Below are 13252 nucleotides of genomic sequence, written 5' to 3' on the forward strand. Positions count from 1 at the left end.
CATCACCAACACCACCGAGGAGAACTCCCAAACCGCAGGCGCGATCAGCGCCTAACCCGACAACGACGAAGGACCAAACGTCGTACACCACCTCATGGGACTTGACCGGCGGTAGCCCCGCAGACTGCGGGGGCGATAGCACTCGCACGAGGCGGGCGGCAGCCCGCAAGCCACTCGGCGATAGCCGGCCAACCGCGCGCGACGAAGGAGCCGCGCAGATTGCGGAGCGGTAGCTCCGCAAGGCGCGGCGATGAGCCGCAACCCGCGGGCGGCAGCCCGCAAGGACACCTCGGGTGGGTGGGAGCGCGCGTAGCGGGCGCGACGAAGGAGCGACTGCGTAGCAGGCGTGGGCTAAACAACCTCAGCTAGTAGCCGCACGCTCAGCCGCACTCCGCAGGACGCAGAACTCGTTGCCCTCCGGGTCGTGCATGACGACCCAGCCCGTGCCATCAGCCTCGCGGTGGTCGCGGGCGATGGTGGCGCCGATGGTGAGCAACCACTCGACCTCGGCGTCTCGCGTGCCGTCGGGCTCGAGGTCGAGGTGGACGCGGTTCTTGACCGTCTTCTCGTCGGAGTTGCGTTCGAACAGCAACGTCATCGAATCCGTCACCACGGCCGCGTACGGATCCTCGGGATGGTCGTCGTCGGGTCGCGGGGCTTTGAGCACCTGCAGCCAGAAGCCGGCCAGCTCGTAGGGGTCATGGGCGTCGAAGGTCACCGTCCGCACGCGCGAAGTCATGCGCGAAGACTACTTCCGGAAGACCAAGCGGTCAGGCGGAATTTCGCCGTCCAAGTACGGCGTGAACCCGGCGGCGACCGCGATCTCGGTGAGCCCCTCGGGAAGCCACCGATGAACGTACAGATCCATCGGCAACCCGCCGTACCCAGAGGTCTTGTGCGTGCTCTCGGTCCCGACATGGAAGCCGAGCAAGAGCGCCCCACCGGGAGCGAGCACGCGGTAGAACTCGGCGAAGGCCTGAGGTACGACGTCGCGCGGCAGGTGGATGATCGACCACCAGGACAGCACGCCGCCGAGCTCGCCGTCCGGGAGGTCGAGCCCGGTCATCGACCCGACCCGGAAGTCCAGCTCGGGGTGGTCCCGCCGGGCGACCTCGATCATCCCGGGGGAGAGGTCGATCCCGGTCACCCGCACACCGCGCGCGGCGAGCAGGGCAGTCGTCCGGCCGGGACCGCACCCGACGTCGATGACCGGTCGGCCGTCGGCCAGCATGGCGAGCAGGTCGAAGCCCTCGGGCTCCCAGTCCGCGCCGTCCCGCACGAGCTCGGCGTACGAGCTCGCGACGGTGTCGTACGACGTGCGAATCCCCACCAGCTGATCTGTCACGGCGCGACCCTAACGGGCCGCGCCGACAGAAAATCAGGCCTTGCCGAGGTTCTGCTTCTGCTTGCCCAGGCCCTGGATCTCCAGCTCCATCGTGTCGCCGGGCGCCAGGTACGGGAAGCGGCCGGACAGCGCCACTCCCTCCGGGGTGCCGGTGTTCAGGATGTCGCCGGGGCTCAGGACCATGTACTGCGACAGGTCGCGGATCAATGCCGCCACGGAGAAGACCATGTCGCGGGTGTTCGAGTCCTGCCGCGGTTCGCCGTTCACCCAGGACTTCAGGTCCAGGTTGTCCGGGTCGACCTCGTCGGCCGGAACGAGCGCCGGGCCGAGCGGGTTGAACGTCTCGCAGCACTTGCCCTTGGACCACTGCCCGCCGGACTGCTCGATCTGGAAGGCGCGCTCGGACACGTCGTTCGAGACGGCGTACCCGGCGATGCAGGCGAGCGCCTCCTCGTCGGTCTCGACGTACCGGGCCTGCTTGCCGATGATGACGGCGAGCTCGACCTCCCAGTCGGTCTTGGTCGAGCCGCGCGGGACGAGGACGTCGTCGTCCGGGCCGACGACGGTGTTCGGGTGCTTGAAGAACACGATCGGCTGCTTCGGCGGCTCGGATCCGGACTCGGCCGCGTGGGCGGCGTAGTTCATGCCGATGCAGACCACCGCGCCCGGGCGGGCGATCGGGGCGCCGACGCGCAGGCCGGTCACGTCGGCCGCCGGGAGTTCGCCGGCGTCGAGGGCGGCGCGGGTACGGGCGATGCCGTCGGACGCGAGGAAGTCGCCGTCGATGTCGGCGGTGAGTGGGGTCAGGTCGTGAACGGTGCCGTCGGCGGCGCGCACGTACGGGCGCTCCTCGCCGACCGCGCCGAGGCGCAGCAGTTCCACAGATGTCTCCCTGATGGCGGTGGTGGCGGTTTGGTGCCTCATGAGGCACTAGTCCTGGTCGAAGATGGGCCGCAGCCGGGCCCGGGAGGCCTCGATGTGCGACCGCATCGCCGCGGCCGCGTCCTCCGGATCGCCCTTGCGGACCGCGGTCACGATGGTCTTGTGCTCCCGCAACGCCTTCGTCGCGATGCCGCCACCGTAGTACAGCCGGAACAGGTGCAGGTGGCAGTGTGTCCGCGCAAAGGACAGCCGGGCCGTCTCGTTGCCGGACAGCTCCAGCACCAGGTCGTGGAAGCGCTGGTCGTGCGCCGCCATCGCCCGGTAGCTCTCGTACGCCGGCCGGTCGGGTACGTCGGTGTAGCTCAGCATCTCGGCCTTGAGCCGGGCCAGGTCCTCGGCCCCGGCCCGCTCGGCGGCGCGGCCGGCGCCCCACGGCTCGATGTGCAGCCGGTACTCGAACAGGTCCTCGAACTCGGCCCGGGTCAGCCGGGAGGACACCCGGTACCCGCGCAGGGGCTCCTTGATCACCAGGCCGTCGGACTCCAGCCGGGCCAGCGACTCCCGGATCGGGGTCTGCGAGATGCCCAGCTCACGGGTCAGCGCGTCGATGTTCAGCCTGGTGCCCGGCTCGACCACGCTGTCCATGATCAGGCCCTTGACCGTCTCGTAGACGTCGTCGCTCAGCACCTGCCGCTGGGGCAGACGTGTGAGCTGGCCGGCCAGACCCACGTGCGCATCCGTCACAGTTCCTCCCGAAGCCCTATTCTGCCCGACCCGCATCGTTACCTGGACGAGTCTTGACGGGTCCAGTGTGAGGCGGCAGCATCAGGTTGGCAATATCCTATAGGATCTGGAGCCGCCTCGTGACCGTGACACCCAGTCGGACCCCCGTTCCGGCGAGTACGGCGATCATCCGCGCCGAGGCCTACCTGGTCGACCTGGAGGTCGAGACGGTCCGGACCGACGCGGTCCAGTCGTTCCTCAAGCAGGAGACGATCTTCGTGTCGCTGGAGACCGCGGACGGGCTGACCGGCCTCGGGTACTCCTACACGATCGGCACCGGCGGCACCGCCGTACTGGCGCTGCTGCGGGACCACCTGCTGCCCCGGCTGGTCGGTGCGGACGCCCGGAACGTCGAGGCGCTGTGGTCGGACCTGTTCTGGTCGACGCACGCGACCACGGTCGGTGCGATCACCTCGCTCGCGCTGGCGGCCGTGGACACGGCCTTGTGGGACCTGCGCTGTTTGCGGGCCGGTGAGCCGTTGTGGCGGCTGGCCGGTGGATATCGGCAGCAGGTGCCGCTGTACGACACCGAGGGCGGCTGGTTGCATCTGACAACGGATGAGCTCGTCGCGGGCGCGCTCGCCTCGCAGAAGGTCGGCTGGCCCGGAGTGAAGCTCAAGGTGGGCAAACCACGGGTGCACGAGGATCTCGAGCGACTGCAGGCGGTCCGGGACGCCGTGGGGCCGTCCCTGGACATCATGGTCGACGCGAACCAGTCGATGACGTATCCCGAGGCCCGGCGGCGGGCCGCGGCCTTCGAGGCGGTGGACCTGTCGTGGTTCGAGGAGCCGCTGCCGGCCGACGACGTCACCGGGCACGTGCGGCTCGCGGCGTCCACGTCGATCCCGATCGCCGTCGGCGAGTCGCTGTACTCCGTCTCGCAGTTCCGGGAGTACGTCGCCTCCGGTGGCGCCGGGATCGTCCAGGTCGACGTGGCCCGGGTCGGCGGGATCACGCCGTGGCTGAAGGTCGCGCATCTGGCCGAGACGTTCAACCTCGAGGTGTGTCCGCACTTCCTGATGGAGCTGCATGTCAGCCTGACGGCCGCCGTACCCAATGGGCGGTACGTCGAGCACATCCCGCAACTGCGGGCGATCACGTCGTCGGAGATGGCGATCGTGGACGGGCACGCGGTGGCGCCGGACACGCCCGGGCTCGGCATCGACTGGAATCAGGACGCGATCGATCAACGAAGGGTTGGATGAACGGCATGAACCGAGTCGACGCGCATCACCACGTCTGGGACCTGACCGTCCGCGAGCAGTCCTGGATGGTCGGGCCGGAGCTGGATCCGATCCGGCGCAACTTCTCCATCGACGACCTCGCACCCCAGGCCGCGGCCGCCGGCGTCACGTCCACGGTCCTGGTCCAGACCGTGGGCCTGGTCGAGGAGACCGTCGAGTTTCTCGAGGTCGCCGCGAACCATGATCTGGTGGCCGGTGTGGTCGGCTGGGTCGACCTCACCGCGGACGACGTCGCCGCCACGCTGGACGGGTTGCTCTCACGGCCGGACGGCTCGTACTTGAAGGCCATCCGCCACCAGGTCCACGACGAGCCGGATGTCGACTGGCTCCTCCGCCCCGACGTACAACGCGGTCTGGCGGCCGTCGCCGACGCCGGCCTCGCCTACGACCTCCTCACCAAGACCCCGCACCTCCCCGCCGCGATCCATACCGTCCGCAACCTCCCCCAGCTCACCTTCGTGGTCGACCACATCTCCAAGCCCGTCATCGGCGAGCCCCTGGAGCCTTGGGCCGGCCACATGCGCGAGCTCGCCTCCCTCCCCAACGTCACGTGCAAACTCTCCGGCATGGTCACCGAGGCCCCCTGGTCCACCTGGAAACCCGCCGACCTCCAGCCCTACGCCAACACGGTCCTCGAAGCCTTCGGCCCCGACCGAGTCATGTTCGGCTCCGACTGGCCCGTCTGCGTCCTGGCCGCCACCTACGCCGAGGTCGTCGAAACCGCCGAAACCCTGACAGCCGCCCTGGCCCCCACCGAACGCGACGCCATCTTCACCACCACCGCCACCATCACCTACAACCTTTAGCCGGCCGGCCGGCCGGGCGCCCGCAGTACCCGACCGCCTGAAGCACGCGACGCACCAACCGACCGGCCGCTCGAGTTGTTCAGGGCTGGGCCGGCGGGGCGAATTCGACTCGGACGCCGAGGAGGCGGATCGGGCGGCGGAGTTCGAACTTCTCCAGGAGGGACAGGGCGGTGGTGGCGATGACCTCAGGGTCTTGGGTGATCTCGGGGAGTTTGCGGCTCTTGATCGGGGTGTAGAAGGTGATGAAGCGGACCTTGACCCAGACGCGCTGGATGCTGCGGCCTTCGGCGACCACGTCGCGGGTGACCTCGACGGCGATGCGGCGGAGTTCCTTCTGCACCTCGGCGCCGTCGACGAGGTCTTCGGGGAAGGTCTCCTCGCGGCTGCGGGAGATCGGCTCGCGGGGTACGTCGGTGACCTCGGTGTCGCCGAGACCGCGGCCGAGGGCGGCGTACCAGGCGCCCATCTTCGGGCCGAAGCGTTTGCGGAGGACGTCGAGGTCGGCGGCGGCCAGGTCGGCGACGGTGAAGACGCCGAGTTCGTTGAGGTTTCGTTCCATCCGGCTGCCGATGCCCCAGAGTTCCCGCACCGGCCGGTGGTCCATGACCTCACGCCAGTTCGCGCCGGTCAGTCGATAGACGCCCTCCTGGTCCGCCGTACTCGCGCCCTCGAAGGGCTCCGCGTGCGACCGCGCATGCTTCGCGAAGTTGGTGGCCAGCTTGGCGCGGGTCTTGTTGTCGCCGATGCCGACCGAACACGTCAGCGTCGTGCGGCCCTGGACGGCGGCGCGGAGTTCGGCGGCCAGCTGCTCCGGATCGTCGGTCTCCGCGCCGACGAAGCACTCGTCCCAGCCCCACACCTCGACGACCACCGGGAACGACCGCAGCGTGTCCATCACCTCGGTCGACGCCGCCTCGTACGCCGCGGGATCCGAAGGGAGGAAGACCGCCTGCGGACACTTCTTGTACGCAGCCCGCACTGGCATCCCCGAATGCACGCCGTACTCGCGTGCTTCGTACGACGCGGTGGCGACGACCTGCCGTGGTTGGGTGGGATCGCCCGACCCGCCGACCACCACCGGCAACCCGCGCAACTCAGGCCGCCGCCGGATCTCCACGGCCGCGATGAACTGATCCATGTCCACATGCAGGATCCACCAGCTCATCAACACCCCCTGGGCTCGACGACCCAGCGTAACCACAGCCCGAGCCGGGCCGTGCTTGCCGAGTGTGCGGGGATCAGAGTTCCTTGCGCATCTGCTGGGAGGTGACGGTGTAGCCGAGGGACTCGTAGAGGCTGATGGCGGTGGAGTTGTCGCCGAAGACGTTCAGATCCAGTTGGCGGTAGCCGAGCCGCCGGCACTCCTCCTCGCCGGCCAGCATGATCGCGCGGCCGTAGCCCTTGCCGCGCTGCGAGCTGCCCACCTCGATGCCGAAGATGAACGGCACCCGCGCCTTGGTACTGATCCACAGGCTGCCGACCGGTTCCGTGCCGTCGCAGGCGATCCAGATCAGGTGCTGCTCGGTGCCGGTGCCGTCGGGGAGCAGCCGGGAGGTCTCGTCATGGGCGAGCTTCAGCGCCTCCTCGGGATCCAGCCCGCGAGCCGGCCCGATCCCCGCCGCGAACGACTCGGCGGCGCGGTCCTTCCAGCCGGCGAACTCGGACTCGGTAATCGGGCGCAGGCTCACCGATGGCGTGGTCACCCGATGACGATAGCCCTCCCGCGGCACCCCGGACGGCCACAACCTGCCGGACCGTTTGCCGACGGGTACTGGAGGAATTGGCCGCGGTTGCGCAACCAGCCGCGCCGGAACCGATCGACCCCGAGGTGCCCGACCATGTCAGCCAAACCCAGGAGCCAGTCATGAGGCGGCGGAAACCGCCCGCCGGTGTGGTGAGCAAGGCGCCGGACGGCCTGCCGTCCGCGCTGTTCGAGAACTGGGCCTGGCAGGAACGTGCCGCCTGCGCGGACGTCAACCCCGAGCTGTTCTTCGCCGCCGAGTCCGAGCGCGGCCCGCGCAAGCACGCCCGCGAGGTGATCGCCAAGTCGCTGTGCAAGACCTGCCCGGTACGGCGTGAGTGCCGCGAGCACGCGCTGGTCGTCGGGGAGGCGTACGGCGTCTGGGGCGGCACCACCGAGGAAGAACGCGACCCCGGCCTGCACGCCCGGCGTCACTAGTCTGTCGGCATGGAGCTGACTTTCGACCTGGCGCAGAAGGTCCTCGCGGCGCAACCGTTCAGCGTGCTGCTCGGCGCCCGGCTGACGGCGTTCGGCGCCGGCGGGGCGACGCTCGAACTCGACATCCGCGACGATCTCCGGCAACAGAACGGGTACCTGCACGGCGGCGTTCTCGGTTACGCGGCCGACAACGCGATCACGTTCGCGGGCGGTACGGCGCTCGGCCCGGAGGTGCTGACCGGCGGGTTCACGATCAGCTACCTCCGGCCGGCCCAGGGCACCGTCCTCCGGGCCGAGGCGAAGGTCGCGCACGCGGGCAGCCGGCAGGCGACCTGCACCTGCGAGCTGACGACGATCGACGAGACCGGCGCCGGCACACTCTGCGCGATCGGGCAAGGCACCGTCATCGCCCTGCGCCGGTAAGACCCAGCCGGTAACGCTCAGTCGAAGAGTTCTTCCAGGAAGGACTTCTTCTTCTTGCGCGGGTACTGCTGGTTCCCGTAGCGCGGGTCGTAGCGGCGATCGTCGTCGCGCCGCCGGTCGTCGTCGTACCGGCGGTCGTCGTACCGCTTCTTCTCTTCGTAGCGTGGCTGTTGCGGCTCGTTGTAGCGCAGCTCGGCGTCCACGAGCCGCTCCAGCTCACCCCGGTCGAGGAAGATCCCCCGGCACTCGGCACACTGATCCACCGTCACACCACTGCGTTCGTACGTCCGCATCGCGCCACGGCACTTGGGACACGTCAGGCTCTCCATCCAGCAACCCTAAGTGACGATTTCCCCGTCATACCGGGCTTTCAGCCAACTCTCAGGAACTTCGGCGGCCAACTCTCAGGATCACTTGAAGCGGGTCAGGAAGTTCTTCAGGATCGGCCCGGCGGCGTGCGAGCCGGACTCGCCGCCCTCGACGATGACGGCGAACGCCACGTCGCCGCGGTAGCCGGCCATCCACGCGTTGGTGATGACCTTGCCGCCCGAGACGAGCTCGGCGGTGCCGGTCTTGGCGGCGACCGCGCCGTTACCGGCCAGGACCTTCGCGGTACCACCGGTGACCGTCGTCCGCATGAACGTCCGCAGCGCGGCGACCGTTGCCGCGGGCAACGGAGAGGCGGCCGCCCCGGCGGCGTCCTTGCCGGGCACGAGGACCGGCTTCATCGCGGTGCCGTGGTCGACCGTCGCCGCGACCAGCGAGATCGCCAGCGGGCTCGCGGTGACCGTGCCCTGGCCGATCATCGACGCGGCCTCGGCGACGTCGTCCTTGGGCAGCGGCACCTGACCGCCGTACGCCGAGATCGACAGGTTCAGGTCCCGCCCGATGCCGAACATCGCCGCGGCCTTGGTCATCCCGTCCTTCGGCAGCCGCGCGTGCTGCGAGATGAACGCGGTGTTGCAGGACTCGTTGAACGCCTTCTGCATCGTGCCCGCGCCGTACGCCGCGAGTCCGTCGTAGTTCTTGAACGTCTTGCCGAACACGTTGATCGTGTCCGTGCACGGCAGCGACGTCGTCGTGGACTCACCGCTGCCGAGCAGCGCCGCCGACGTGACGATCTTGAACGTCGACCCCGGTGCGTAGCGGCCCTGGAAGGCACGGTTGTAGCTCGCGACCTGCGGGCCGTTCGCCGCGGCCAGGATCTGCCCGGTCGACGCCTGGACGGCGACCAGTGAGGCGGGCAGCTTGCTCGTCGCCAGCGCGGCCTCGGCGTAGCGCTGCAGGTTCGCGTCGAGAGTGGTCTTGACCGGCGTCCCCGCCGTGCCCTTCTGGCTGAAGACCGTCTTGATCGTCAGCTTGGTCTTGCCGTCCCGCAGGGTGACCGTGCCGCCCGGCGTGCCGGCGAGCTGCTGCTGGAACGCGTACTGCAGGCCGGTCGTCCCGACCTGGTCCTGCGCCGACGCGGTCGGCCCCGCGTTCTTCAGGGTGTCCGCGGTCGCCGTCTTCATCGTGCCGAGGATGGACCGGGCGAACGTCGCGGACTCCGGCAGCGACTGCGTGCCGCCCATCGTCAGGACGCCGGGGAGCTTGCCCATGGTCGGCCGCAGCGCCTCCCACTGCTCGGCCCGGATCGTGATCGCGTCGACGAACTGACCCGCCGGCGCGGCTTTCGCGCGGGCGGCGAGTTTCGCGCCGTCCACCTGGAGGTTCTTGGTGAAGGCGGCGTACGTCGCGGCGGTGGCCACGTTGCCCGACGCGACCCCGACGATGACGACCGGGCGGTTCGCGGTCAGCGCGGCGCCGGTGCGGTCCAGGATCGAGGCGCGCGCGGGCAGTGCGCGGACCCGCTTCAGGTAGTTCGCGTCGCCGAGACCGGGGTAGATGGTGTCGCCGGAGGCCTTGATCTTCCACACGTCGGCGGTCTTCACGGCGGTCGCCGTACTGGTCCACTTCATCGTGCCGATGCCGCGGAGCTGGGCCTCGACGGCGAGGTCCTGCGTGCAGTTGTTGCCATCGCTGCACTTCGGGTCGCCCTGCGGTGTGACCGTCACGGTGGTGGCGACCAGCGCCGTGTCGACGTCGTCGAGGCGCTTGCCGAACACCGTCGGGTTGTCGGTGAGCGCACCCGCCGCGTCCGGCTTGCCGTCCGGTGCCCACGCCTTCACCCACGCGTCGGCGAACTGCTTGATGACGGCGGCGGAGGCCTGCTTCTCGTCGTTCGGGTCCGGTTTCCCGTCGCCGGATTTGCTGTCGGAGCAACCGGCGGTGATCAGCAGGCTACTCAAGCAGACGATGGCAGTGGTTCGCTTCACGTTTCCAACTCTCGCACGACGACGGATGGACACCTGGGACAGTCTTCGGCGTGTGGCGTCCTGACCGGGGCGGTGGGGCGGGGTCGCCTCAGGAACAGCCACGAGGGCGAAAATACTCAACCCACGCAAGTACGACGCCCGATCCGGCGCCTGAGTTGGCAGCGACCTCGCGGATCGCAGCTGCGAATCGGGAGCAAGACGCAGAACGTATCGGGATTCCGGAACCGGGGTCCAGATCCGGCACTCGCGGCGTATTCTGCAGCCTTGTGACCCGCCTTGCTCTGCACAGCCGGCTGATCCCCGGGACCGAAGAGGCCTACGAGCTCGAGCACGCTCGTGTCTGGCCGGAACTGATCGCCGTGATGCGCGCCGCCGGCATCACCGACTGGTCGATCTGGCGCAGCGGCCAAGACCTCTTCCACCTGGTCGTGTCGGACGACTTCGAGGCCGCCGTCGCCCAGCTGAAGACGGACCCGGTCGACCAGCGCTGGCAGGAACACATGAGCCAGTTCGTCGAGGGCTTCGCGCAGAACCCGGAAGGCGTGGCCGGCCAGTCCCTGCGCCACGTCTGGACCATGAGTGAGCAGCAGGACTAGTACATCTCCCACACCAGCAGCTCGGCACCTTCCGGGCCCGCGGTGATGCGCGGGCCTTCGGCGTCGGTCAGCCGTACGGCGTCGCCCGTGGACAGCTCGCCCGCGGACTCGAGCGTCGCGGTGCCCTGAGCGACGAACAGATGCACGTACGGCGCTGCCGGCAGAGCGACCGCGCCGCCGGGAGCCGGCCGGGCCACCGACATGCCCGCGGCCTGCTGGTTGATGTGGATCGCAGTGCTACTCGCGTGTTGCGGCAACCCGGAAGCGATCGGGACGAGTTCGCCGGCGCTCAGGTCGATCTCGGCCTGCTCGTACGACGGTGGCAGGTCGAAGCGGTCCGGGCGCACCCACATCTGCACGTAGTGGACCGGATCGGCGGCGTCGTTCCACTCGGAGTGCCGGATGCCGGAGCCGGCGCTCATCCGCTGGGCCAGGCCCGGGTGGACGACGCCGCTGTTCCCTTCCGAATCGCGATGCGCCAAGGCACCCCGCAGTACCCAGGTGACGATCTCGAGGTCCTGATGCGGATGCGTGCCGAATCCGGTGCCGGGGGCAACGGTCTCGTCGTTGTGCGCGAGCAGGAAGCCGAACCCGACGTTGGCCGGGTCGTAGTGCGGCCCGAACGAGAACGAGTGCCGCGAGTCCAGCCACTCCGACGATGTCACGAACCGATCGCCCGCCCGCCGGATCTCCATGGGTACTAGTAATACCCCCTCTGGCCGTCCAGGAGCTCGCGCATGGTGTCCAGGTGGCCGACGTGCCGGGCGGTCTCCTCGACCATGTGGATCACGATCCACCGCAGCGTCGGGGCGAAATCCGACTGCTTGCCGACGTCGTCCAGCGAGTGAGCGGCGACTATCTCGTTCGCCTGCGCGTACTGCGCTTCGAAGTCGTCCAGCACCCGCGCCAGCGGTACGCCGTCGACCATCCAGTCGGCGTCGTCCGGCAGATCCTTGCGGAACTGCGGGTTCGTGTCGGAGGGCTCACCGAGAAAGATCACGTTGAACCAGCAGTGCTCGGTCCAGCGCATGTGCGACACCAGCCCGGCGGGCGTCATCATCGGCGAGTCCGGCAGCACCGCCCGGTGCTCGTCCTCGGCGCGCAGGCCTTCCAGCTTCCGGCGTACCAGCTTCCGCTGCAGGTCCAGCCACCCGATCAGCTGCGTCCGCTCGTCCGCCACCAGCGGCGGTCGTTCCTCGTAGAGACTCATGCCCGGAAACCTAGCCCGCCCGGAGGGCACAAAAGAAAAGGGACTGCGCCGCTCGGTGGGCGGCGCAGTCCCGGTCGGGGGGCTGGGGTCAGCCGGTGGGGTTGCCGTTGTCGGAGCCGAGGGTGGCCGTGACGGACTGGGCCTTCCCGGCGCGGGTGAAGTCGATCTTGACCTCATCGCCCGGGCGGTGCGAACGGACCGCGGCAACCAACGCGTCCCCTGACGCGATCGCCTTGCCGTCCACAGCGGTCACCACATCACCCGCTTGCAGACCGGCCTTGTCCGCCGCACCGCCGGACGTTACCTCGCCGAGGCGTGCTCCGTTCGTGAGCCCGTCGGAGGACTGCGCGTCGCCGACCTGCACTCCGAGCCGTGCATGCGTGGCCTTGCCCTTGGCCACCAGCTCGTCGATGATCGGCTTGGCCTGGTCGATCGGGATTGCGAAGCCCAGGCCGATGTTGCCGCCTTCGGATTGTCCCGATCCTCCGGCGGTCTTGATCGCGCTGTTGATTCCGACCACCTGGCCGGCGAGGTCGATCAGGGCGCCACCGGAGTTACCCGGGTTGATCGCGGCGTCCGTCTGGATTGCTGGGAAGACTGTCGTACTGTCCTGCTGGTCGTCGCCCGACGTCACCGGCCGGTTCAGCGCCGAGACGATGCCGCTCGTCACGGTCGCCTCCAGGCCGAACGGGGAGCCGATCGCGACCACGCCCTGCCCGACCGCGAGCTTGCCGCTCTGGCCCAGCGTCGCCGGGGTCAGGTCGGTCGCGTCGGCGTGGATCACGGCCAGGTCGGTCAGCGGGTCGGTGCCCTTGATCGTGGCGGGTACCGTCCGGCCGTCGTTCAGCATCACCGTGATGGTCGCGCCCTGCCCGGCGCCGGCCACCACGTGGTTGTTGGTGACGATCAGGCCGTCCTTGCTGATCACGATGCCGGAGCCGGTCGCCGCGCCCTGTGAGGTCGCGACGGCGATCTTCACCACGCTCGGCAGCACCTTCGCGGCGGCGTTCTGCACCGAGCCGTCCGGAGCCGACGCGGGCGCCGCCTGGTTACCGTTCAGCGGAGCCGTGACCGACGGCGAGTTCGCGGTGGAGTCGTTCGTCGCGGAGTACACCGCGGCGCCGCCCACACCGCCGGCGGTGCCGACCAGGAGGGCGGTCAGCGCCACCAGCGCGAGGCCGCGCCGCTTCGGCTTCTCAGCCGTCGCGGCCGGCGCCTGCGGACCGTAAGGCCAGTTCGGGCCGGGAGACGCCCCCTGATGCGCCCCCGGCGCACCGAACTGCGGATAAGCACTCCCACCTGCGGGGTGCTGACCCGGCCGCTGCTGCTGCCCACCGAGCGGTGCGAACTGCTGCTGCTGATGCTGTCCGTACATCGGCATCTGCTGAGTCCGCTCCGGCCCCTGCGGTTGCTGCGGGTTCTGGCCGGGCTGGTTCTGCGGCTGCTGCGGCTGGTTCTCGGTCATAGCC

16 protein-coding genes are annotated in these 13252 nt (G+C 69.3%); 5 read left to right on the forward strand and 11 right to left on the reverse strand.

Translation table 11 applies throughout. The features are described 5' to 3' along the window. Window positions 1-361: 361 nt before the first annotated feature. The 4 genes from ACZ6O0_RS29660 to ACZ6O0_RS29675 are packed head-to-tail and all read right to left on the reverse strand — an operon-like array spanning window position 362 to window position 2971. Window positions 362-739, reverse strand: coding sequence for a VOC family protein (locus ACZ6O0_RS29660; RefSeq protein WP_465768293.1), 378 nt, complete (start codon window positions 737-739; stop codon window positions 362-364). Between the two features lie 9 nt (window positions 740-748). Then, complete coding sequence (locus ACZ6O0_RS29665) at window positions 749-1345, reverse strand: class I SAM-dependent methyltransferase (protein WP_465768294.1); 597 nt, start codon at window positions 1343-1345, stop codon at window positions 749-751. Window positions 1346-1378: 33 nt separating this feature from the next. Further along, window positions 1379-2227, reverse strand: coding sequence for a fumarylacetoacetate hydrolase family protein (locus ACZ6O0_RS29670; RefSeq protein WP_465768295.1), 849 nt, complete (start codon window positions 2225-2227; stop codon window positions 1379-1381). Window positions 2228-2275: 48 nt separating this feature from the next. Further along, window positions 2276-2971, reverse strand: coding sequence for a GntR family transcriptional regulator (locus ACZ6O0_RS29675; RefSeq protein WP_465768296.1), 696 nt, complete (start codon window positions 2969-2971; stop codon window positions 2276-2278). A 119-nt stretch (window positions 2972-3090) separates the two neighbouring features. Here ACZ6O0_RS29675 and ACZ6O0_RS29680 point away from each other — a divergent pair, with 119 nt between their 5' ends. Together ACZ6O0_RS29680 and ACZ6O0_RS29685 are read left to right on the forward strand one after the other, a co-directional pair. Further along, window positions 3091-4215: a mandelate racemase/muconate lactonizing enzyme family protein gene (locus ACZ6O0_RS29680; RefSeq protein WP_465768297.1), complete on the forward strand. Its 1125-nt coding sequence runs from the start codon at window positions 3091-3093 to the stop codon at window positions 4213-4215. A gap of 5 nt (window positions 4216-4220) precedes the next feature. Further along, window positions 4221-5060, forward strand: a complete 840-nt coding sequence (locus ACZ6O0_RS29685; protein WP_465768298.1) for an amidohydrolase family protein — start codon at window positions 4221-4223, stop codon at window positions 5058-5060. 79 nt (window positions 5061-5139) lie between these two features. Here the strand turns inward: ACZ6O0_RS29685 and ACZ6O0_RS29690 are convergent, their stop codons facing one another. Together ACZ6O0_RS29690 and ACZ6O0_RS29695 are read right to left on the reverse strand one after the other, a co-directional pair. Next, the gene (locus ACZ6O0_RS29690) at window positions 5140-6225 is read right to left on the reverse strand and encodes a DNA polymerase IV (protein WP_465768299.1); all 1086 of its coding nucleotides are present in this window, start codon (window positions 6223-6225) and stop codon (window positions 5140-5142) included. Between the two features lie 73 nt (window positions 6226-6298). After that, window positions 6299-6763, reverse strand: coding sequence for a GNAT family N-acetyltransferase (locus ACZ6O0_RS29695; RefSeq protein ID WP_465768300.1), 465 nt, complete (start codon window positions 6761-6763; stop codon window positions 6299-6301). Window positions 6764-6924: 161 nt separating this feature from the next. Between ACZ6O0_RS29695 and ACZ6O0_RS29700 the strand changes: the two genes are divergently transcribed. Together ACZ6O0_RS29700 and ACZ6O0_RS29705 are read left to right on the forward strand one after the other, a co-directional pair. Continuing rightward, window positions 6925-7239: a WhiB family transcriptional regulator gene (locus ACZ6O0_RS29700; protein WP_465768301.1), complete on the forward strand. Its 315-nt coding sequence runs from the start codon at window positions 6925-6927 to the stop codon at window positions 7237-7239. A 9-nt stretch (window positions 7240-7248) separates the two neighbouring features. Continuing rightward, complete coding sequence (locus ACZ6O0_RS29705; protein WP_465768302.1) at window positions 7249-7662, forward strand: PaaI family thioesterase; 414 nt, start codon at window positions 7249-7251, stop codon at window positions 7660-7662. Window positions 7663-7679: 17 nt separating this feature from the next. On the opposite strand, the gene ACZ6O0_RS29710 is transcribed toward ACZ6O0_RS29705, so the two are convergent. Together ACZ6O0_RS29710 and ACZ6O0_RS29715 are read right to left on the reverse strand one after the other, a co-directional pair. Continuing rightward, window positions 7680-7991, reverse strand: a complete 312-nt coding sequence (locus ACZ6O0_RS29710) for a TFIIB-type zinc ribbon-containing protein (protein WP_465768303.1) — start codon at window positions 7989-7991, stop codon at window positions 7680-7682. A gap of 81 nt (window positions 7992-8072) precedes the next feature. Continuing rightward, the gene (locus ACZ6O0_RS29715; protein ID WP_465768304.1) at window positions 8073-9977 is read right to left on the reverse strand and encodes a penicillin-binding transpeptidase domain-containing protein; all 1905 of its coding nucleotides are present in this window, start codon (window positions 9975-9977) and stop codon (window positions 8073-8075) included. A 266-nt stretch (window positions 9978-10243) separates the two neighbouring features. Between ACZ6O0_RS29715 and ACZ6O0_RS29720 the strand changes: the two genes are divergently transcribed. Next, window positions 10244-10573, forward strand: a complete 330-nt coding sequence (locus ACZ6O0_RS29720) for an L-rhamnose mutarotase (protein ID WP_465768305.1) — start codon at window positions 10244-10246, stop codon at window positions 10571-10573. On the opposite strand, the gene ACZ6O0_RS29725 is transcribed toward ACZ6O0_RS29720, so the two are convergent. The 3 genes from ACZ6O0_RS29725 to ACZ6O0_RS29735 all read right to left on the reverse strand — a co-directional run bounded on the left by ACZ6O0_RS29725 (window position 10570) and on the right by ACZ6O0_RS29735 (window position 13248). Next, window positions 10570-11268: a pirin family protein gene (locus tag ACZ6O0_RS29725; protein ID WP_465768306.1), complete on the reverse strand. Its 699-nt coding sequence runs from the start codon at window positions 11266-11268 to the stop codon at window positions 10570-10572. The genes ACZ6O0_RS29720 and ACZ6O0_RS29725 overlap by 4 nt on opposite strands. A 5-nt stretch (window positions 11269-11273) precedes the next feature. After that, complete coding sequence (locus ACZ6O0_RS29730) at window positions 11274-11783, reverse strand: DinB family protein (protein ID WP_465768307.1); 510 nt, start codon at window positions 11781-11783, stop codon at window positions 11274-11276. Between the two features lie 88 nt (window positions 11784-11871). Beyond that, complete coding sequence (locus tag ACZ6O0_RS29735) at window positions 11872-13248, reverse strand: S1C family serine protease (RefSeq protein WP_465768308.1); 1377 nt, start codon at window positions 13246-13248, stop codon at window positions 11872-11874. Between the last annotated feature and the right edge of the window lie 4 nt (window positions 13249-13252).

The organism is Kribbella sp. NPDC048837 (assembly GCF_055586945.1).

Coding starts and splice junctions, on each gene's coding strand:
- ACZ6O0_RS29685 (WP_465768298.1), top strand. CDS start 4,221: ATGAACCGAGTCGACGCGCATCACCACGTCTGGGACCTGACCGTCCGC.
- ACZ6O0_RS29690 (WP_465768299.1), bottom strand. CDS start 6,225: ATGAGCTGGTGGATCCTGCATGTGGACATGGATCAGTTCATCGCGGCC.
- ACZ6O0_RS29700 (WP_465768301.1), top strand. CDS start 6,925: ATGAGGCGGCGGAAACCGCCCGCCGGTGTGGTGAGCAAGGCGCCGGAC.
- ACZ6O0_RS29725 (WP_465768306.1), bottom strand. CDS start 11,268: ATGGAGATCCGGCGGGCGGGCGATCGGTTCGTGACATCGTCGGAGTGG.
- ACZ6O0_RS29705 (WP_465768302.1), top strand. CDS start 7,249: ATGGAGCTGACTTTCGACCTGGCGCAGAAGGTCCTCGCGGCGCAACCG.
- ACZ6O0_RS29735 (WP_465768308.1), bottom strand. CDS start 13,248: ATGACCGAGAACCAGCCGCAGCAGCCGCAGAACCAGCCCGGCCAGAAC.
- ACZ6O0_RS29730 (WP_465768307.1), bottom strand. CDS start 11,783: ATGAGTCTCTACGAGGAACGACCGCCGCTGGTGGCGGACGAGCGGACG.
- ACZ6O0_RS29710 (WP_465768303.1), bottom strand. CDS start 7,991: ATGGAGAGCCTGACGTGTCCCAAGTGCCGTGGCGCGATGCGGACGTAC.
- ACZ6O0_RS29660 (WP_465768293.1), bottom strand. CDS start 739: ATGACTTCGCGCGTGCGGACGGTGACCTTCGACGCCCATGACCCCTAC.